Below are 19,416 nucleotides of genomic sequence, written 5' to 3' on the forward strand. Positions count from 1 at the left end.
ACCCCCGACCGACACAGAGTAAGGAACCCCCGACCGTGGCAGTGACCCAGGAACAGGCGGACTGGTTCGCCGGCGCGTTCGCGCAGCTCGTCGCGAACGTCGACAAGGCGATCCTCGGCAAGGAGCACAGCATCCGGCTGGTCGTCACGGCCATGCTCTCCGGCGGCCACGTGCTGCTCGAGGATGTGCCGGGCACCGGCAAGACGGTGCTGGCGAAGGCGCTCGCCAACACGGTCGAGGGCACGCAGTCGCGCATCCAGTTCACTCCGGACCTGCTGCCGTCCGACGTGACCGGCGTCACCATCTACGACCAGTCGAGCGGCCGGTTCGAGTTCCACCCCGGCCCGATCTTCGCCTCCGTGGTGCTCGCGGACGAGATCAACCGCGCGAGCCCGAAGACCCAGTCCGCGCTCCTGGAGGTGATGGAGGAGGGAGTCGTGACGGTGGACGGCGTCGGCCATCCCGTCGGGGCGCCGTTCCTCGTGATCGCGACCCAAAACCCGGTCGAGCAGGCGGGAACCTACTCGCTGCCCGAGGCGCAGCTCGACCGCTTCCTCATCAAGACCTCGCTCGGCTACCCGGATCACGCGACCACGGTGAACCTGCTGCTCGACTCCTCCAACCGGGCGCGCGCCTCCTCGGTGCGGCCGATCATCGCGGCGGACTCGGTCACGACGCTCGCCCAGCTCGCCTCCGAGGTGCACACCGACGCGTCGGTCATGGGCTACCTGAGCGAGATCGTCACCGCGACCCGCGACGACAAGGACTCGGCGCTCGGCGTGAGCATCCGTGGCGCCCTCGCCCTCGCGCGGGCCGCCAAGACCTGGGCGATCGCCGCCGGGCGGACCTACGTGACGCCGGACGACATCCGCGAGCTCGCACAGCCGGTGCTCGCCCACCGGGTGATCGTCGACCCGGAGTCGGAGTTCGCAGGGGTGAGCGCGGCGGACATCGTCGCCCGCTCGGTCGCCGCTGCGACACCGCCCGCCTACCGCGCAGCATGACGGCGCAGACCTCGCCCGCTCAAGGGCCGCCGGCGCGATCGGGACGCCGTGCGGCGGCTCCCGTGCGCCGCGGCTCCGAGCAGGCCAGGATCGCCGGCGCGCAGCTCGCCCGGTCTCTGCACGGGCTCGCCGAGCGCGTCGCGCCGGCGTTCCGCGCCGTCCTCGCCCGCATCGCGCCCGTGACGAGGACGGTGAGCACCCTCGGCTGGATCGTGCTCGCCGCCTCCGCGGTGTCCCTCGTCCTCGCGTTCTGGTTCGGCTGGGCGGAGTTCGCCTTCCTCGGTGTGACGCTGCTCGCGGCGTTCTTGATCGCGATCGGCTTCGTCATCGGCCGCTCGACGTACGCCGTCGGCGTCGAGCTCACCCCGCGCCGCGTCGTCGCCGGGGAGCGCGCCTACGGGCGGCTGACCGTGCGCAACAGTGGCCAGCGCCCCGTGCTCCCCACCCGGATGGAGCTGCCGGTGGGGGAGGGTGTCGCCGAGTTCACCGTGCCCCGCCTCGCGCCGGACGTGGAGACCGAGGAACTGTTCGCCGTTCCGACCGCGCGCCGCGCGCTCATCCTGGCCGGCCCGGCGATCTCGGTCCGCGGCGATCAGCTCGGGCTGCTCCGGCGCACGACGCGCTGGAGCGACCAGGTGGAGCTGTTCGTGCATCCCCGCACCGTGCGCCTGGCCGCGACCGCACGCGGCCTCGTCCGCGACCTCGAGGGACAGACGACCAAGGTCATCACCGACTCCGACCTCGCCTTCCACGCCCTGCGCACGTACGAGGCGGGCGACGACATCCGCAACGTGCACTGGCGCACCTCGGCGCGCACCGGTCAGCTGATGGTCCGGCAGTACCAGGAGACGCGGCGTTCGCAGCTGCTGCTGGCGCTGGACGGCGACGGCTCCCGGTTCGCGTCGGAGGATGAGTTCGAGCTCGCGGTCTCTGTGCTCGCCTCCATCGGCTGCCACGTCATCCGCGAGGAGACGCAGGTCTCGGCCCTCTGGCAGGGCGGGGCGTTGCGCGTCGGGACGCCGACCGCCCTCCTCGACGACTCCTGCCGCATCCAGCCCGTCGCTCCCGCGCAGAGCGGCCTGCGGGGGTTCTTGCGCCAGGCGACGCTGCGGATGGCGGCGCCGAGCCTCGCGATCACCGTGGTCGGCTCGCAGGTGCCCGCCGCCGAGCTCCGCGCGGCCGCGGCGCTCTGGGGGACGGACACCGAGACCATCACCGTCCGGGTCGACGAGTCGGCCGAGTCGCGCGTGACCCGCCTCGGCCGCACCCTTCTGATCACCCTGGCGCGGCTCGAGGAGCTGCCCGCCCTCCTGAAGCGGGCGGGCCGATGACGACCGCCGCAACGCGCGCCTCGAGCCGCGCCTCCTCTCGCCGGCCCGCCTCCCCGGTGACCGACCGGCTCACGACCACCACGTGGGTGGACGTGGCCGTGCTCACCGGGCTGAGCCTGATCGCCGTGGCCGGCTTCGCCCCGGCCTTCGGCCACTACGCGTTCCTCTCCGCCGCGATCGGCGGCGTGGTCGTCGGCGGCGGGGTCGCCGTGCTCGGCCGGCTCTTCCGCCTGTCGGTGCCGCTGACCGTGGTGATCGCGCTTGCGGCGTACCTCCTGTTCGGCACGCCGCTCGCGCTGCCCGGGCTCGCGCTCTTCGGCGTGCTGCCGTCGCTCGACAGTCTCTCCGGCCTCGTCATCGGCGCGGTCTTCGGCTGGTCGGACGCGGTGACCCTGCAGGCGCCTCTGGAGGCGCCTCCCTACGTCGCGGTCGTCCCGTATGTCGGCGGCTGGCTGGTCTCGCTGGTCTGCGTCACGCTCGCGGTGCGCTGGCTGCCCCGCGTGAAGCGACCGGGTGTCGCCCGCGCGGCCGTGCTGCTGACCGGGCCGGTGCTGCTGTTCCTCGCCGGGATCCTGCTCGGCACGCGGGACGCGTACTTCGCGGGCGTGCGCGGCGTGCTCTTCGCCGCTGTGGCCCTGCTCTGGCTGGCCTGGCGGCGCGGTCGCGCGAGCCGCGACGTGCTCGCCGCTGACACGGGCGTCCGGAGGTCCCGCCTCATCGGCGGGGCGGTCGTCGTCCTCGGCGCTGTGCTGGTCGGCGCCATCGCCGGATCGTTCCTCGCCCCGCCCGCCGCCTCCCGCTTCGTGGTGCGCGACGAGGTGACACCGCCGTTCGACCCGCTCGACTACCCGAGCCCGCTCGCCGGGTTCCGCAAATACACCAAGGACCTGCAGAAGACGAAGCTGTTCACCGTCTCCGGCCTGACGTCCGGCCAGGTGATCCGGCTCGCCACGATGGACAGTTATGACGGCGTCGTCTGGTCGGTCACCGCGCCCGGTTCCCAGGCGGACTCCTCCGGCGGCTTCGAGCTGCTCGGCAGCACCATCCCGCGTCCGCCGCTGTTCACCGCCGGGGCGAGGACCACGGCGACGATCGACGTGCTCGGTTACTCGGATGTCTGGCTGCCGACCCTCGGCTACGTCGACAGGCTGGCGTTCGACGCGCACCGCGGCCAGGACCCGGCGGAGACCGTCCGTGTGAACACGGTGACCGGCACGAGCGCCGTCACCAGCGGCGTTCGGGAGGGCCTGCGCTACACGATCGAGGCGACCGCTCAGAAGATCCCGAACGACCGGCGGCTCGCCACGGCCGCGCCGGCGAAGGTGACGCTGCCGCCCGTTGACAACGTGCCGGACGTCGTCTCGGCGAAGGCCGAGGAGTACGCGGGATCAGCGGACACGGCCATCCAGAAGTTGCGGAACATCGAGCGCTCGCTCAAGGCGCTCGGCTACCTGAGCCACGGGCGCGCGTCCGATCCCGTTCCCTCCCGCGCGGGCGAGGGGGCAGACCGGATGACCGATCTGCTCGCCAAGGCGCCGATGGTCGGGGACCAGGAGCAGTACGCCAGCGCTTTCGCGCTGATGGCGCGGCACCTCGGCTACCCGGCGCGCGTCGTGATGGGGTTCGCCCCGAAGGCGACCTCCGGCACGACCACCGTCACCGGGGACGACGTGACGGCCTGGGTGGAGGTGCCGTTCGATGGTGTCGGCTGGGTGCCGTTCTTCCCGACTCCGACAAAGACCGACGCCCCCAAGAACCAGACGACGAAGCCCAAGCTCGAGCCCCAGCCGCAGGTCCGCCAGCCCCCGCCCGCGGATCCGCGCGCCGACGAACTGCTCACCCCGGTGAAGACAAAGGACACCGAGAAGAAGGACCCGACGACCCCGTTCGCCCTTCCGGCCTGGGTGTGGGTGGTCGCGGGCGTCGTCGGCATCCCGCTGCTGGCGTACTTCGTCCCGCTCCTCATCATCGGCGCGCTCAAGCGCCGGCGCCGGCGCGTGCGGTCGTCGCAGGGCCCGCCCGACCGCCGGGCGGCCGGCGCGTGGGACGAGCTCACCGACCGCTATGCGGAGCTCGGCCTGGCCGTCCCCGAGCGCGCGACGCGGCTGCAGACCGCATCCGCCCTCGAGGAGCAGTCGCGCGCCCAGAGCCTCACGGTGCAGGGCGGGGGCCTCGCGACCCTGGCCAGGCACGTGGACGCGGCCGTGTTCGACGGGAGCGATGTCTCCGACGAGCGCGTCGACGAGGCCTGGTCGTCCGCGGACGCGGCGGTCGACGGAGCGACGGAGGCGGCCGGCCCGCTGCGCGCCCGGCTGGCGGCGTTCCGCTACCGTCGCCGCCGTCGTCGCCGCTGACGCACACGAGCGGTCTCCCGCTCGGCGAAGCCCGTTCCGTAGAGTGGACGCGTGGGGACCCAGGACGACGACACCGTACGCGACCGGCCCGGCTTCATCGTGCCGCCGCCCGGACTCATCCCGGACCGCGCGGCCGCCTCGGTGCCGGCCCGTGCGCCGGAGCCCGTCGCGCTTCCCGCGTTCCTTCCGCCGTCCGCTCCCGGCGCGCCGGCGCCACGGCCCGCCCCCGTGTGGCGCCTCGTCGTGCCGGGCGGCGCCCGCATCCCGGTGACGGGGACGGTGCTGCTCGGGCGGAACCCGGCGGCCGCCGCGCACAACGGCCCCGCCGACCTCGTCCCGCTGGACGACCCCACCTCGACCGTCTCGAAGACCCACGCCGCGGTGTCCGCGGCCGGCGACGTCCTGACCGTCACCGACCTGCACTCGACGAACGGCGTCGTCGTGCTCTCGCCCGCGTCCGGCGAGCGGATGCTGCAGCCCGGCGTCCCCGCCGAGGTGGAGCAGGGCGGCGCGCTGCGGCTCGGCGATCTGCGCATCGGCGTGGAGCGCGCCTGACGGTCGCCACCCCTGCACGGGTGATACCCTGACAACGTGTTCGCGGGTCTGCTTCTCCTTAGCCGCCGCGGCGAGTCCTAGCTCTCGGTTCCTCATTCCGGGAAGACGGCCACCCTCGCCGCGGAGTCCGTCGACGGCTGATCCGTAACCGAAGCTCAAGGAGTTCAACGCAGATGACCACCGATTCCACCCCGCTGACCCTGGCGGAGAAGGTGTGGCAGGACCACCTGGTCGCGAAGGGCGAAGACGGCTCTCCCGACCTGATCTACATCGACCTGCACCTCGTGCACGAGGTGACCAGCCCGCAGGCGTTCGACGGCCTGCGCATGGCCGGCCGCCCGGTGCGCCGCCCGGACCTCACCATCGCCACCGAGGACCACAACACCCCGACCATCGGCATCGACCGGCCGATCGCCGACCTCACCAGCCGCACGCAGATCGAGACGCTGCGCAAGAACGCCGAGGAGTTCGGCATCCGCCTGCACTCCCTCGGCGACATCGAGCAGGGCATCGTGCACGTCGTCGGCCCGCAGCTCGGCCTCACCATGCCGGGCATCACCGTGGTCTGCGGCGACTCGCACACCTCGACGCACGGCGCGTTCGGCGCCATGGCCTTCGGCATCGGCACCAGCGAGGTGGAGCACGTGCTCGCCACCCAGACGCTGCCGCTGAAGCCGTTCAAGACGATGGCCATCACCGTCGAGGGCGAGCTGCGTCCCGGGGTGACGGCCAAGGACATCATCCTCGCCGTGATCGCGAAGATCGGCACCGGCGGCGGCCAGGGCTACGTGCTCGAGTACCGCGGCAGCGCCATCCGCTCGCTCTCCATGGAGGGCAGGATGACGATCTGCAACATGTCGATCGAGGCCGGCGCCCGCGCCGGGATGGTCGCGCCGGACGAGACCACTTTCGCGTACCTGAAGGGCCGGCCGCACGCCCCGGAAGGCGCAGACTGGGACGAGGCCGTCGCGTACTGGAAGACGCTGCAGACGGACGACGACGCCGTGTTCGACGCCGAGGTCTATCTCGACGCCGACGAGATCGAGCCGTTCGTCACCTGGGGCACCAACCCCGGCCAGGGCGTCTCGCTCAGCCAGGAGGTGCCGGACCCGGCCGCGATCGACGAGCCGAACGCCCGCGCCGCGGCCGAGCGCGCTCTCGAGTACATGGACCTGACTCCGGGCACGCCGATGAAGAGCATCCCTGTGGATGCGGTGTTCATGGGCTCGTGCACGAACAGCCGCATCGAGGACCTGCGTGCCTTCGCGTCCATCATCAAGGGCCGGAAGAAGGCCGACGGCGTCCGCGTCATGGTCGTCCCCGGCTCGGCGCGCGTGCGCATCGAGGCCGAGGCCGAGGGCATCGACAAGATCGTCGAGGAGTTCGGCGCCGAGTGGCGGTTCGCCGGCTGCTCGATGTGCCTGGGCATGAACCCCGACCAGCTCGCCCCTGGGGAGCGCTGCGCCTCCACCTCCAACCGCAACTTCGAGGGACGCCAGGGCAAGGGCGGCCGCACCCACCTGGTGTCGCCGCTGGTCGCCGCTGCGACCGCCATCCGCGGCACGCTGTCCAGCCCGTGGGACCTGGAGCACGAGGACGTCGATACGAACTCCGGAGAGAAGGTGGGCGCCTGATGGAGAAGTTCGAGACCGTCACCGGCGTCGCCGTCCCGTTCCGCCGGTCGAACGTCGACACCGACCAGATCATCCCCGCCGTGTTCCTGAAGCGCGTCACCAAGACCGGCTTCGACGACGCCCTGTTCCACGAGTGGCGCAAGGACCCCGACTTCATCCTCAACCAGGAGCCGTACCAGGGCGCGAGCGTCCTGGTCGCCGGCCCCGACTTCGGCACCGGCTCGTCCCGCGAGCACGCCGTCTGGGCGCTGCGCGACTACGGCTTCCGTGTGGTGCTGAGCCCGCGGTTCGCCGACATCTTCCGTGGCAACTCCGGCAAGCAGGGCCTGCTCACCGGTGTGATCACCGAGGAGGACGCCGAGCGTCTCTGGGCGGCCATCGAGGCCGAGCCGGGAATAACCGCGACGGTGGATCTGGTTTCCAAGACCGCGACCGTCGGTGAGGTCCAGGTGTCTTTCGACATCGACGACTACACTCGCTGGCGTTTGCTCGAAGGGTTGGACGACATCGCTCTGACCCTGCGCGACGAGGCGCGCATCTCCGAATACGAAAGCGGCCGCGCGAGCTGGCGGCCCAAGACCCTCCCGGTGAAACTTTGAACTCACTTCTTCAGGACGCTCAGGCGGCAGGAGCGCGCGTCGGCCTCAAGGGCGACCGCATCACGATCAACGGCGGCATCCCGCTGCGGGGCCGCATCGAGGTCCGCGGCGCCAAGAACTTCGTCACGAAGGCGATGGTCGCCGCCATCCTCGGTGAAGGCCCGAGCGTGCTGCGGAACGTTCCGGACATCTCGGACGTCCGCGTGGTGCGCGGGCTGCTCGAGGTGCACGGCGTGAAGGTCACCGACGGCGCCGAGGAGGGCGAGCTGCTGCTCGATCCGAGCGCGGTCGAGTCGGCGCACATGGCCGACATCGACGCGCACGCCGGCTCGAGCCGCATCCCGATCCTGTTCTGCGGGCCGCTGCTGCACCGTCTCGGCGAGGCGTTCATCCCCGACCTCGGCGGCTGCCGGATCGGCGACCGCCCGATCGACTACCACCTCGAGGTGCTTCGCAAGTTCGGCGCCGTCGTGGACAAGCTGCCGAGCGGCATCCGGATGTCGGCCCCGAACGGCCTGCACGGCGCGAAGCTCGAGCTCCCGTACCCGAGCGTCGGCGCCACCGAGCAGGTGCTCCTGACCGCGGTCCGCGCGGACGGCATCACCGAGCTCAAAGGCGCGGCGATCGAGCCCGAGATCATGGACCTGATCAACGTCCTGCAGAAGATGGGCGCGATCATCTCGGTGGACACCGACCGCGTCATCCGCATCGAGGGCGTCGACAAGCTGGTCGGCTACAGCCACACCGCCCTGTTCGACCGGAACGAGGCTGCCAGCTGGGCGGCCGCGGCCCTGGCGACGAACGGCGACATCTACGTCGGCGGCGCACGTCAGCCCGAGATGCTGACCTTCCTCAACGTCTTCCGCAAGGTCGGCGGCGCGTTCGAGATCCACGACGACGGCATCCGCTTCTTCCACCCGGGCGGTGAGCTGAAGCCCGTCGTGATCGAGACCGACGTGCACCCCGGCTTCATGACCGACTGGCAGCAGCCGCTCGTCGTCGCCCTGGCCAAGGCCAACGGCGTGTCGATCGTGCACGAGACCGTGTACGAGCAGCGCTTCGGCTTCGTGGACGCGCTCATCGACATGGGTGCGAAGATCCAGGTGCACAAGGAGTGCCTCGGCGGTCACGACTGCCGCTTCGGCCAGCGCAACTTCAACCACTCCGCGGTCATCATGGGTCCGGTGGACCTGCACGGGGCGGATGTGGAGATCCCCGACCTGCGCGGCGGCTTCAGCCACCTCATCGCGGCGCTGACCGCCGAGGGACGCTCGACCGTCAGCAACGTCGGCATCATCTCCCGCGGCTACGAGAGGTTCATCACCAAGCTTGAGCAGCTCGGTGCCGACTTCGTGCTCGAGGGCTGACTCCTCCACAGCCCGCCGAACTCACCCTAGTTCCACAGATCCCCTCCTGTCTCACCGGTGATACAGTCCCTTCATGAAGGCTGTAACCGTGAGAGACCTCAGAAATCATGGCGGAGAGATCCTGGACCGGGTGGCGCGTGGCGAGCGCCTGACAGTGACGCGTGACGGGGCGGCGGTGGCGGAGCTTTCGCCACTGCCCGCTCCGGCCACGTCGCTGTCGGTGCTGATGGATCGGCGGGCACGCCTGCCCGAGATCGACCCGACGGCGCTGCTGGCCGACATCGACGAGCTGGTGGACCAGTCGTGGTGATGAACGCCGGCCTGCTCGACACCTCGACGCTCATCCTGCTGGGACGCGTCGCCGACCCGTCGACGCTGCCCGACGTCCCCTCGATCAGCGCCGTCACCCTCGCCGAGCTGTCGGTGGGGCCGCTCGTGGCGTCGACCGACGCGGAACGCGCGGCGCGCCAGGCGCACCTGCAGCTGGCGGAGTCCGACTTCGCGCCGATCCCGTTCGACGAGGCCGCGGCGCGCGCGTTCGCGGGCGTCGCAGCGTCGTTCCGGGCGGCCGGCCGCAAGCCCGCCGCGCGCGCCTTCGACGCGCTGATCGCGGCGACGGCCATCTCCCGCGGGCTGCCGTTGCACACCTGCAACCCGGCGGACTTCCGGGACATCGAGGGGCTCGACGTGCGTCCCGTGACGGTGGCGGGATGACCGTCGCCGACGGCACCGATGCGCGCGGTCCGCGACCTGTCGTGGTCCCGCGATGAGCGGAGGCCTGGATAATGGGATGGTGCCCCATCCCGATGAGACCGTGAACCCGCCCGCGCGCCGCGAGCGCTCCGAGAAGAGCCGCCCCTCGATCTTCTGGGTCCTCGCCGGCATCCTCGTGCCGATCGGCAGTCTGCTCGCCCGGTTCCGCATCGTGGACGGCGAGAAGATGCCGCGGCACGGCGCCTACATCATCTCGCCCAACCACTACAGCGAGATCGACCCCGTGATGATGGGCATCGCGATCTGGAAGCTCGGGCGCCTGCCGCGGTTCCTCGCCAAGGAGAGCCTGTTCCACGTGCCGGTGCTCGGCTGGTTCCTGCGCAGGTCCGGCCAGGTGCCGGTCGCGCGAGGCGGCTCGGCTCGCGGTTCCGCACCGCTGGACGCTGCGCAGAAGATCGTCGAGGACGGCCGCGTCGTCGTCATCTACCCGGAGGGGTCCCTGACCCGCGATCCGGACATGTGGCCGATGCGCGGCAAGACCGGCGCGGCGAGGATGGCGCTGGAGCACGACATCCCGGTCATCCCGATGGCGCACTGGGGCACCCAGCAGGTGATGGCTCGCTACGCCAAGAAGATCAGCCTCTTCCCCCGCAAGACCATCGCGGTGAAGGTGGGCGACCCCGTCGACCTGTCCGCCTTCCGCGGGCGCAACCTCGACGCGGCGACGCTGACGGAGGCGACGGCCGTGATCATGGACGCGATCACGGCGCTGCTCGAGGACCTGCGCGGCGAGGAGGCCCCCGAGAAGCGGTGGGACCCGAGCCAGCACAACCAGAAGGAGACCGGCCGCTTCGATGGCTAGAGCACAGGTCCGTAAGCCAGCCCCCGCACGCCGCATCGCCGTCCTCGGCGCCGGCAGCTGGGGGACCACCTTCGCCAAGATCCTCGCCGACGGCGGCTCGGACGTCGTGCTGTGGGCGCGGCGCCCGGAACTCGCCCGCGAGATCAACGAGGTGAAGCGCAACAGCGACTACCTGGAGGGCATCAACCTCCCACGCAATCTGCGCGCGACCTCCCGGCTCGGCGAGGCCATGCGCGATGCGGAGCAGGTCTTCGTCTCCATCCCGAGCCAGACGCTGCGCTCCAACCTGGACGCGATGATCCCGTACCTCGGCCCGTCGACGGTCGTCGTCAGCCTGATGAAGGGCGTGGAGAAGGGCACGGGCCTCCGGATGAGCGAGGTGATCGCCCAGGGGCTGCCGATCGAGCCGGAGCGGATCGCCGTCGCCTCCGGTCCCAACCTCGCCCTCGAGATCGCCCGCGAGCAGCCGACGGCCGCGGTGGTCTCCTCGGTGAGCCTGGAGACCGCGCAGGCGGTCGCGATGTCGGCCACCAACCGCTACTTCCGCAGCTTCGTCAACACCGACGTGATCGGCACCGAGTTCGGCGGCGTGCTGAAGAACCTCATCGCGGTCGCCATCGGCATCGTGGACGGCGTCGGCTACGGCGAGAACACCAAGGCGTCGATCATCACGCGCGGTCTGGTCGAGATGACCGACTTCGCGGTGGCGTACGGCGCGGAGCCGCAGACGCTGTCGGGGCTCGCGGGCCTGGGAGACCTGATCGCCACGTGCGAGTCTCCGCTCAGCCGCAACAACACCGCCGGAAGGCTGCTCGGCCAGGGCTACGGCTTCAACGACGTGGTGAAGCAGATGAACCAGACGGCGGAGGGCCTCGCCTCGGTGGCGCCCATCCTCAGCCTGGCGGAGGCGCGCGGAGTCGAGATGCCGATCGTGCGCCAGGTCAGCCAGGTGCTCGCCGGCACACTGCAACCCAAGGACATCGCTCCGCACCTCACGACGGAGGACGACGAGCCGCAAGGCGAAAGGACAACGGATGACGGAAAAGGTCGCAGTCGCGCTTCTGTTTGGGGGTCGCTCAAGCGAGCATTCGATCAGCTGCGCGACGGCGGCGGGGGTGCTCGCGGCGATCGACCGTGAGAAGTACGACGTCATCCCCGTCGGCATCACTCCGGAAGGCGCCTTCACGCTGCAGCCCGACGACGCGACACGCTTCGCGCTGAACGCGGACGACCTGCCGCGGGTCGAGGACAACGGCACGCGCGTGCGCTGGCCGGAGGTGGCCGGCTCCCGGGAGCTCACCGTCACCCGCCCGGACGGGTCGACGCAGTCGCTGGGCGAGGTCGACATCGTCTTCCCGATCCTGCACGGGCCCTGGGGCGAGGACGGCACCATCCAGGGCATGCTCGAGCTCGTCGGGCTGCCGTACGTCGGCTCCGGCGTGCTCGCCAGCGCCCTCGGGATGGACAAGCACTTCACGAAGACGGTGCTGCGTCAGGCGGGCATCCCCGTCGCGCCGTGGACGACGGTGACCGCGTTCGAGTGGCGTGCCGCTCCGGACGACGTCCGTTCCGCGGCGACGCAGCTCGGCCTTCCCGCGTTCGTCAAGCCGGCGCGAGCCGGGTCGAGCGTCGGCGTGAGCAAGGTCAAGGACTGGTCGGAGCTGGACGCGGCCATCGAGACGGCGTTCGCCGAGGACGACCGCATCCTCATCGAGTCGAGCGTCGCGGGCCGCGAGGTGGAGATCGCTGTGCTCGGCGGCCGTCCCGGCGAGCCGGCCCGGGCGTCGGTGGCGGGCGAGATCGTGGTCTCCGGGCGCGACTTCTACGACTTCGCTGCGAAGTACCTCGACGCCCCCGGCATCGATCTGGTCTGCCCGGCGGATCTGACCGAGGCCGAGCTTGCGCAGATGCGCGACCTCGGCGTGCGTGCGTTCGACGCCATCGGCGGCGAGGGCCTGTCGCGGGTGGACTTCTTCCTCACCGCGGACGGCTTCGTCGTCAACGAGATCAACACGATGCCGGGCTTCACGCCGATCTCGATGTTCCCGCGCTGCTGGCAGGAGTCCGGGCTGAGCTATCCCGACCTGATCGACGAGCTGATCCAGGTCGCCCTGGCCAGGGCCTGACCCTCGTCGTCACTTCGACGGCGTCGGGCTCGGCGTCGCCGTCGTCGTGGGAGTGAGGCTGGTGTCGAGGGTGGACAGGCACTTCTGCGTCTGCTTCACGGTGGCGATCGCGGAGGCGAACTCGGGGAGAACCGCGGCGTCGGAGGCGCCGGAGACGTGGTCGATGATCACCTCGGTCGCAGGGGTGCGCCCGAAGGTCTGGTACACGACCTGCTTCGCGGCGGGGTCTGACATGAGCACCCAGTCGATGTCGTTGACGTTCACGCACGGCTTCGTCGTCGGGCCGAGCGGCGGGACGCCGCAGCGCAGCAGGACCGCCGCCGGGTCGCCCCAGGCGCCGGTCGCCTGCGCGTCGGTCTCGCGCTGCGCCTTTCCGGCGACCGAATCGGGGAGGCGAACGCTGATCTGCGCGCATCCCGGGTCGTTCGCGTCCGCGGCGGCGTCGAGCGAGACGGTCGGGGCGCAGCCGGTGAGCGCGAGCGCGGCGACGGCGAGGACGGTGGCGAGGACCGCGCTGACGGCGGTGCGGCGAGAGGACATCGGTTTCAGGCTACCGTTTTGAGACATGGGACTGACTGAGAGCGAGCACGGCGCCACGATCGGCGAAGCGAGCGAGCGGGAGGCGCTGAAGCGCATCTTCCCGCGGCTGCCGGAGTCCGCCGCGACGCTCGTGGGGCCTGGCGACGATGCGGCGGTGCTCGCGGCGCCGGACGGCCGGTACGTCGTGACGACGGACATGATGGTGCACGGTCCGGACTTCCGCCTCGCCTGGACCTCGCCGGAGGACCTCGGCTGGAAGGCGGCGGCGACCAACCTGTCCGACGTCGCCGCGATGGGCGCCGTGCCGACCGCGCTCGTCGTCGCCATCGCCGCACCGGCCGACTTCCCGGTCGCGGGCCTCGAGCAGATCGCGGACGGGTTCCGCACGGCGTGCGCGCTGCTCGCCCCCGGCTGCGGCGTCGTCGGGGGCGATCTGTCGGTCTCGGAGACGCTGACCGTCGCGGTCACGGCATTCGGCGACCTGCAGGGCCGTGCTCCGGTGCTGCGCAGCGGCGCACGGCCGGGCGACGTGCTCGCGGTGTCGGGTGCGCTGGGAGCGGCCGCCGCCGGTCTTCGCCTGCTCTTCACCGAGGCGGTCGACGACGACGGGAATCCCGACGCCGGGCGCTTCGCGCGGGTGGCGGCCGAGCATCCCGCGCTGGTCGAAGCCCAGCTGCGTCCGCGGCCTCCGGTCGCGGACGGCCCGCTGGCGGCGGCGGCCGGCGCGACCGCGATGCTCGACCTGAGCGACGGTCTGGCGCTCGACGCCCGCCGGATGGCCGAGGCGAGCGGCGTCGCGGTCGACATCGAGCGGGATGCCCTCGGCGACGACCCGCGGACGGCGCTCACCGGGGGAGAGGACCACGGCCTCCTCGCCGCGTTCCCCGCCGGTGCGACGCTGCCGGGCGGGTTCCGCCGCATCGGCGCCGTGCGCGAGGGCGCCGGACTGCTGGTCGGCGGGCATCCCTTCGACGAGCGCGGCGGCTGGGATCCCTACCTGGAGTGGGACGGCCGCGCCGGCTGAGCGCATCGCTCCGCCGAGGGGCACGTTGTCGTCGCTTTCGGGCGCGAAAAGTGACAACCACGTGCCCTTCGGCGAACGCGGGGCGAGGGGACGACGGACTCGGTCCGCTCAAGCGGGGACGGCGTAATACACGGCGGTCTCGCCGTACGCCTTCGAGCGCAGCAGTTCGAGGCCGTCGGGAAGCGTCGGCTCGCCGTCGCGCGTTCTGCGCTCGATGCACACCGTCGCGTCCTCCGCCAGCAGCGGGACCAGCGTCTGCAGCGCCCCGAGCAGCTCCGCGTCCGGTAGGTCGTACGGCGGGTCGAGGAAGACCAGGTCGAACGGCCCCGATACCGACGCGAGAGCGGACTGCACCGAGGCGGCGCGCACATCCACCGTCGGATGCGAGGCGGCGGGCGCCGCGCGGGTGACCGCGGCGGCGTTCCGGCGGCAGACGGCGGCCGCCGCCGCGCTCTTCTCGACGAGCGTCACGGACGCGGCGCCGCGACTGGCCGCCTCCAGCCCCAGAGCCCCCGACCCCGCGTACAGGTCGAGCACACGTGCGCCGCGGACGGCGTCGCGCGCGTCGAGGGCAGAGAAGATCGCCTCGCGCACGCGGTCGCTCGTGGGTCGCGTCCCGCTCTTCGGCACCTGGAGGGCGAGCGAGCCGGCGAATCCGGAGACGATACGGGTCATGGCCTCTCGAGCCTATAGCGGTCACGGGCCAGGTTCTCGCAAGATAGAGGGATGGACGAACGCCTCGAACAGGCGGAACTCGACGCCCTGTGGCGGTTCGACGACCCGTACGTCTCCGCCGAAAGACTGGCGATCGCCGCTGCCCAGCCCGACCGCTCGGAGCTCGTGCGCGCCGAGCTGGAGACCCAGCGCGCCCGCGCCCTCGGACTGCAGGGCCGGTTCGCGGAAGCGGACGCCCTGCTCGAGTCCTTGGAACCCGCCATCGGCACGCTCGCCGTGCGCATCCTGCTGGAGCGCGGGAGATTGCGGAACACCGAGGGCGAGCAGGAGGCGGCGATCCCGCTCCTGGAGGAGGCGCTGCAGGCGGCGAGGCGGGAGGGTGAGACGTACCTCGCCGTGGACGCCGCGCACATGCTCGCGATCGCCGACCGCCCGCGGGCGGAGCAGTGGACGGACGAGGCGTTCGCCGACCTCGACGGGACGGACGACCCGCGGACCCTCCGCTGGGCCGTGTCCCTGCACAACAACCGCGGCTGGGCGCGCTTCGACGCGCGCGACCTCACCGGCGCGCTGGCCGCCTTCGAGGACGCCCTCGCGGCGGCGGAGCGGTTCGGCACCGCCGACCAGGGGTTCGTCGCGCGCTGGTCCCTCGCCCGCTGCCTCCGCGAGCTCGGGCGCAGCGAGGCGGCCCTTGTCATCCAGCGCAGCCTCGCCGCCGAGCGCCCGGACGACCCCGACGTGGTCGCGGAGCTGCACGCGCTGACGGAGGCGACGCCTACGATCGAACCATGACCTCTGCCACCGCTCCGGCCGTCGAGAGCGCCGTCACGCTCGACTCCAAGCTCAGCGGCGTGCTCGGCGGGCGCACCGCCTCCGCGTTCGAGAAGGCCTTCGGGATGCGGACGGTCTCCGATCTGCTCAGCCACTACCCGCGTCGGTACGCCAAGCGGGGCGAGCTCACGGCGCTCGCGAACCTCCCGCTGGACGAGAACGTCACGATCATCGCCGAGGTGCTCCGGGTGCAGGAGCGGCCGATGCGGGCCAGGCGCGGCTCCATCCTCGAGGTCAAGATCTCGGACGGCGAGGGCATCCTCACCCTCACCTTCTTCAACCAGGCGTGGCGGTCGAAGGATCTGGTGCCCGGGGTCCGCGGCATCTTCGCCGGCAAGGTGTCCGCGTACCGCGGCGCGCTGCAGCTCGCGCATCCCGACTACGAGCTGTTCGAGCCGGACTCGCCGGACGCGGTGCTCCCGGGCGGAGCCGCGGCGAAGGAGTGGGCGCAGACCCCGATCCCGATCTACCCGGCGACGGGGACGGTCGCGAGCTGGCAGGTGCAGAAGGCGGTCGGGATCGTGCTGGACGCGCTCGGCCCGACGCCGGACCCGGTGCCGGACGCGGTGGTCGCCGAGCGCGGGCTGCTGTCGTTCCGTCACGCGCTGGAGGGCATCCACCGGCCGCAGAAGGACGCGCAATGGCAGCGTGCGCGGGATGCGCTGCGCTTTCAGGAGGCGTTCGTGCTGCAGACCGCGCTGCTCCAGCAGCGCGCCGCGTCCCGAGAGGCCGCCGCCACCCCGCGCCGCGCGGCACCGGACGGACTGCTCGCCCGCTTCGACGCCGCGCTCCCGTTCGAGCTGACCGGGGATCAGGTCGTGGTCGGGCGCGAGATCAGCAGCGACCTCGACTCCGAGGCGGCGATGCACCGCCTGGTCCAGGGCGAGGTCGGCTCGGGCAAGACCCTGGTCGCGCTGCGGGCGATGCTGGCGGTCGCCGACTCGGGGGGCCAGTCGGCCCTGCTCGCGCCCACCGAGGTGCTCGCCGCGCAGCACCTGCGCTCCATCGCCGCGATGCTCGGCCCCGACCTGTCCGCCCAGCTCATGCCGACGCTGCTGACCGGCCAGCTCTCCGCCGCGGAGCGCAAGCGCGCGCTGCTGCGCACGGTGTCCGGCCAGGCGCGCATCGTCGTCGGCACGCACGCCCTGCTCGGCGACGCCGTCACCTTCTTCGACCTCGGTCTCGTCGTCGTGGACGAGCAGCACCGGTTCGGTGTCGAGCAGCGGGAGGCGCTGCGCGCGAAGGGCGGAACGCCTCCGCACGTGCTCGTCCTGACGGCCACGCCCATCCCGCGTACGGTCGCGATGACGGTGTTCGGCGATCTCGACGTGTCGACGATCGCCCAGCTGCCCGCGGGGAGGCAGGGGATCGAGAGCTTCGTCGTCCCGCTGGCCGATCGGCCCGGCTGGGAGCGCCGCATCTGGGAGCGCGCCTCGGAGGAGATCGCGAAGGGTCGCCAGGTCTTCGTCGTGTGCCCGGCGATCGCGGGCAAGGATGCGGAGGACGACGCCGAGGAGCAGCCGGCGGACGCGGACGCCGATCCGTCGGCGCCCGCGCGGCCCGTGGCGAGCGTCGAGTCCGTCGCCGCCCAGGTGCGCGCCGACCCGCTGTTCGCCGGCAAGAGGATCGGCGTGCTGCACGGCAAGCTGCCCTCCGAGACGAAGGACGAGGTGATGCGCGCGTTCGCGGCGGGCGACATCGACCTGCTCGTCGCGACCACCGTCATCGAGGTCGGCGTGAACGTCCCCAACGCCTCGGCGATGGTCGTGATGGACGCTGACCGCTTCGGCGTCTCGCAGCTGCACCAGCTGCGCGGGCGCGTCGGCCGCGGGGACATCCCCGGCCTCTGCCTGCTGGTGACAGCCGCGGAGCAGGGCAGCCTCGCCCGCGAGCGGGTGGAGGCGGTCGCCGCGACCCTGGACGGCTTCGAGCTGGCGAACGTCGATCTCGAGCTGCGCCGCGAGGGCGACGTCCTGGGGAGCCGCCAGTCGGGCGGCCGCTCGTCGTTGCGGCTGCTGCGGGTGGTCAGCGACGGCGAGCTGATCGCCGAGGCGCGCGTCGCCGCGGAGGAGACCCTGTCCGGCGACGGCGGCCTCGCCGCGCATCCCGCCCTCGCCGCCGCCCTTGCCCGCCGCCTCGACGAGACCGAGCGAGCCTTCCTCGGCCGCTCCTGACCCGCCCGCCGGAGCGCGCCGCGCCGACGCTGGGAGATAACGGATTCACAACGAAATGACGGTTATCGCGGGATAGTCTGGTGCCCTATGAACAGGATCGCCGTAGTCCCTGGATCGTTCGACCCGGTCACGCTGGGGCATCTCGACGTGATCGAGCGTGCCGCGGGGATGTGGGACGAGGTCCACGTGCTGGTGGTCCACAACCCGGACAAGTCCGCCCTGCTGCCCATCGCGCAGCGGGTGGCGCTGCTGGAGAAGTCCATCGAGGACGCCGGGATCGTCGGGAACATCGTCGTCGCATCGTGGTCGGTCGGCCTCCTCGTCGACTACTGCACGGACGTCGGCGCACATGTTCTGGTGAAGGGGATCCGCTCCCAGGTGGATGTCGCCTACGAGACGCCGATGGCGATCGTGAACCGGCATCTCGCCGAGGTCGAGACGGTGTTCCTGCTGCCGAATCCCGCGAACGCCCACGTCTCCAGCTCGCTCGTCCGCCAGGTCTCCGCCCTGGGCGGTGACGTCAGCCCGTACGTCCCCGCCGCCGTCTACGACTATTTGCAGGAGACATGAACAGTTACGCGACGCGTCAGCCGACGGAATCCTCTGTCGCCCCGGAGGAGGTGGGCCGGGCCGCGCCCGGGATGGACCTGGACGAGCTCAGACGCGCCGCGGAGCAGATCACCACGAACGTGGAGTCCGTGATCGACGGCAAGCACGACGCCGTGCAGACCGCCCTCGTCGTCCTGCTCGCCGAGGGCCACCTGCTGATCGAGGACGTGCCCGGCGTCGGCAAGACGATGCTGGCGAAGTCGCTGGCCAAGTCGGTCGACTGCACGGTCAGCCGCATCCAGTTCACGCCGGACCTGCTGCCGAGCGACGTCACCGGCGTCTCGGTGTACAACCAGGCGGAGCGGCGCTTCGAGTTCAAGCCGGGCGCTGTGTTCGCGAACATCGTGATCGGCGACGAGATCAACCGCGCGAGCCCGAAGACGCAGTCCGCTCTGCTGGAGTGCATGGAGGAGCGCCAGGTCACCGTGGACGGATCGACGTATCCGCTCTCCGCCCCGTTCATCGTCGTCGCGACCCAGAACCCGGTCGAGATGGAGGGGACCTACGCGCTGCCGGAGGCGCAGCGGGACCGGTTCATGGCTCGCATCGCGATGGGCTACCCGGACGAGGACTCCGAGCTCGCGATGCTCACAACGCGGGACACCTCCAGCCCGCTCTCGCGGATCGGGCCGGTGGTCACCTCCGAAGAGCTCCGCTCGATGATGACGACGGCGCGCAGCGTGTTCGCGTCCGCACCCGTGAAGCAGTACGCGGTGGATCTTGTGCGCGCCACCCGCGAGGACCGCGACCTGAGGCTCGGCGCCAGCCCGCGCGCGACCCTGCAGCTGGTGCGCGCGGCGAAGGCGATGGCCGCCCTTGACGGACGGGACTTCGTGCTCCCTGACGACATCGACGCTCTCGCGGTCCCCGTGCTCGGCCACCGGCTGCTGCCGACCAGCCGGGCGCTCGGCCACCACCACGAGAGCGCTCCGGTGATCGCGGACATCGTGCGGCGCATCGTCGCCTCGACCCCGGTTCCGGTCGGGTCGGGCGCGATCGGCGGCGGTAGGGAGTAGC

Annotated in this window: 19 protein-coding genes; 17 read left to right on the plus strand and 2 right to left on the minus strand. The window is 71.7% G+C overall.

Going from position 1 to position 19,416, the window contains the following annotated elements; genetic code table 11:
• Positions 1–41: 41 nt before the first annotated feature.
• The 12 genes from AAME72_RS15525 to AAME72_RS15580 all read left to right on the plus strand — a co-directional run bounded on the left by AAME72_RS15525 (position 42) and on the right by AAME72_RS15580 (position 12,546).
• Complete coding sequence (locus AAME72_RS15525) at positions 42–1,004, plus strand: AAA family ATPase (protein ID WP_348790149.1); 963 nt, start codon at positions 42–44, stop codon at positions 1,002–1,004.
• A complete protein-coding gene (locus tag AAME72_RS15530) occupies positions 1,001–2,335 on the plus strand; it encodes a DUF58 domain-containing protein (protein ID WP_348787452.1) in 1,335 nt (444 codons plus the stop codon). The genes AAME72_RS15525 and AAME72_RS15530 overlap by 4 nt, the downstream gene beginning before the upstream one ends.
• Positions 2,332–4,689 (plus strand): transglutaminase-like domain-containing protein, encoded by a 2,358-nt coding sequence (locus tag AAME72_RS15535; protein WP_348787453.1) that lies wholly within the window; start codon positions 2,332–2,334, stop codon positions 4,687–4,689. Before AAME72_RS15530 ends, AAME72_RS15535 begins: the two co-directional genes overlap by 4 nt.
• Positions 4,690–4,740: 51 nt before the next feature.
• Positions 4,741–5,244: an FHA domain-containing protein gene (locus AAME72_RS15540; RefSeq protein ID WP_348787454.1), complete on the plus strand. Its 504-nt coding sequence runs from the start codon at positions 4,741–4,743 to the stop codon at positions 5,242–5,244.
• A 173-nt stretch (positions 5,245–5,417) separates the two neighbouring features.
• Positions 5,418–6,878, plus strand: a complete 1,461-nt coding sequence (gene leuC, locus AAME72_RS15545; protein ID WP_348787455.1) for a 3-isopropylmalate dehydratase large subunit — start codon at positions 5,418–5,420, stop codon at positions 6,876–6,878.
• Complete coding sequence (leuD, locus tag AAME72_RS15550; protein WP_348787456.1) at positions 6,878–7,477, plus strand: 3-isopropylmalate dehydratase small subunit; 600 nt, start codon at positions 6,878–6,880, stop codon at positions 7,475–7,477. Before leuC ends, leuD begins: the two co-directional genes overlap by 1 nt.
• Complete coding sequence (gene murA, locus AAME72_RS15555) at positions 7,474–8,844, plus strand: UDP-N-acetylglucosamine 1-carboxyvinyltransferase (protein ID WP_348787457.1); 1,371 nt, start codon at positions 7,474–7,476, stop codon at positions 8,842–8,844. Before leuD ends, murA begins: the two co-directional genes overlap by 4 nt.
• A 73-nt stretch (positions 8,845–8,917) precedes the next feature.
• On the plus strand, positions 8,918–9,154 hold the full coding sequence (locus AAME72_RS15560; protein ID WP_348787458.1) for a type II toxin-antitoxin system prevent-host-death family antitoxin: 237 nt from the start codon (positions 8,918–8,920) through the stop codon (positions 9,152–9,154).
• Positions 9,154–9,558 carry a type II toxin-antitoxin system VapC family toxin gene (locus tag AAME72_RS15565; RefSeq protein ID WP_348790150.1) on the plus strand — a complete coding sequence of 135 codons (405 nt, stop codon included), beginning with the start codon at positions 9,154–9,156 and terminating at the stop codon, positions 9,556–9,558. The genes AAME72_RS15560 and AAME72_RS15565 overlap by 1 nt, the downstream gene beginning before the upstream one ends.
• Positions 9,559–9,634: 76 nt before the next feature.
• Positions 9,635–10,420, plus strand: coding sequence for a lysophospholipid acyltransferase family protein (locus AAME72_RS15570; protein WP_348787459.1), 786 nt, complete (start codon positions 9,635–9,637; stop codon positions 10,418–10,420).
• Positions 10,413–11,558 (plus strand): NAD(P)H-dependent glycerol-3-phosphate dehydrogenase, encoded by a 1,146-nt coding sequence (locus AAME72_RS15575; RefSeq protein WP_348787460.1) that lies wholly within the window; start codon positions 10,413–10,415, stop codon positions 11,556–11,558. Before AAME72_RS15570 ends, AAME72_RS15575 begins: the two co-directional genes overlap by 8 nt.
• Entirely contained in the window at positions 11,455–12,546 is a 1,092-nt protein-coding gene (locus AAME72_RS15580; RefSeq protein WP_348787461.1) for a D-alanine--D-alanine ligase family protein, read from the plus strand. The genes AAME72_RS15575 and AAME72_RS15580 overlap by 104 nt, the downstream gene beginning before the upstream one ends.
• A gap of 9 nt (positions 12,547–12,555) precedes the next feature.
• On the opposite strand, the gene AAME72_RS15585 is transcribed toward AAME72_RS15580, so the two are convergent.
• Positions 12,556–13,086 (minus strand): DUF3515 family protein, encoded by a 531-nt coding sequence (locus AAME72_RS15585; protein WP_348787462.1) that lies wholly within the window; start codon positions 13,084–13,086, stop codon positions 12,556–12,558.
• A gap of 25 nt (positions 13,087–13,111) precedes the next feature.
• Between AAME72_RS15585 and thiL the strand changes: the two genes are divergently transcribed.
• Positions 13,112–14,110 (plus strand): thiamine-phosphate kinase, encoded by a 999-nt coding sequence (gene thiL / locus AAME72_RS15590; RefSeq protein ID WP_348787463.1) that lies wholly within the window; start codon positions 13,112–13,114, stop codon positions 14,108–14,110.
• 108 nt (positions 14,111–14,218) lie between these two features.
• Here thiL and rsmD read toward each other — a convergent pair whose 3' ends face one another.
• The gene (gene rsmD, locus AAME72_RS15595; protein ID WP_348787464.1) at positions 14,219–14,785 is read right to left on the minus strand and encodes a 16S rRNA (guanine(966)-N(2))-methyltransferase RsmD; all 567 of its coding nucleotides are present in this window, start codon (positions 14,783–14,785) and stop codon (positions 14,219–14,221) included.
• 51 nt (positions 14,786–14,836) lie between these two features.
• Between rsmD and AAME72_RS15600 the strand changes: the two genes are divergently transcribed.
• From AAME72_RS15600 to AAME72_RS15615, 4 genes are all read left to right on the plus strand, one after another.
• On the plus strand, positions 14,837–15,577 hold the full coding sequence (locus AAME72_RS15600) for a hypothetical protein (RefSeq protein WP_348787465.1): 741 nt from the start codon (positions 14,837–14,839) through the stop codon (positions 15,575–15,577).
• Complete coding sequence (locus tag AAME72_RS15605) at positions 15,574–17,790, plus strand: ATP-dependent DNA helicase RecG (protein ID WP_348787466.1); 2,217 nt, start codon at positions 15,574–15,576, stop codon at positions 17,788–17,790. The genes AAME72_RS15600 and AAME72_RS15605 overlap by 4 nt, the downstream gene beginning before the upstream one ends.
• A gap of 87 nt (positions 17,791–17,877) precedes the next feature.
• Positions 17,878–18,360: a pantetheine-phosphate adenylyltransferase gene (coaD, locus tag AAME72_RS15610; RefSeq protein WP_348787467.1), complete on the plus strand. Its 483-nt coding sequence runs from the start codon at positions 17,878–17,880 to the stop codon at positions 18,358–18,360.
• Positions 18,357–19,415, plus strand: a complete 1,059-nt coding sequence (locus AAME72_RS15615) for a MoxR family ATPase (protein ID WP_348787468.1) — start codon at positions 18,357–18,359, stop codon at positions 19,413–19,415. The genes coaD and AAME72_RS15615 overlap by 4 nt, the downstream gene beginning before the upstream one ends.
• Position 19,416 lies beyond the last annotated feature (1 nt).

It is taken from the genome of Leifsonia sp. NPDC080035 (assembly GCF_040050925.1).
In the GTDB taxonomy this organism is placed as follows: Bacteria; Actinomycetota; Actinomycetes; order Actinomycetales; family Microbacteriaceae; genus Leifsonia.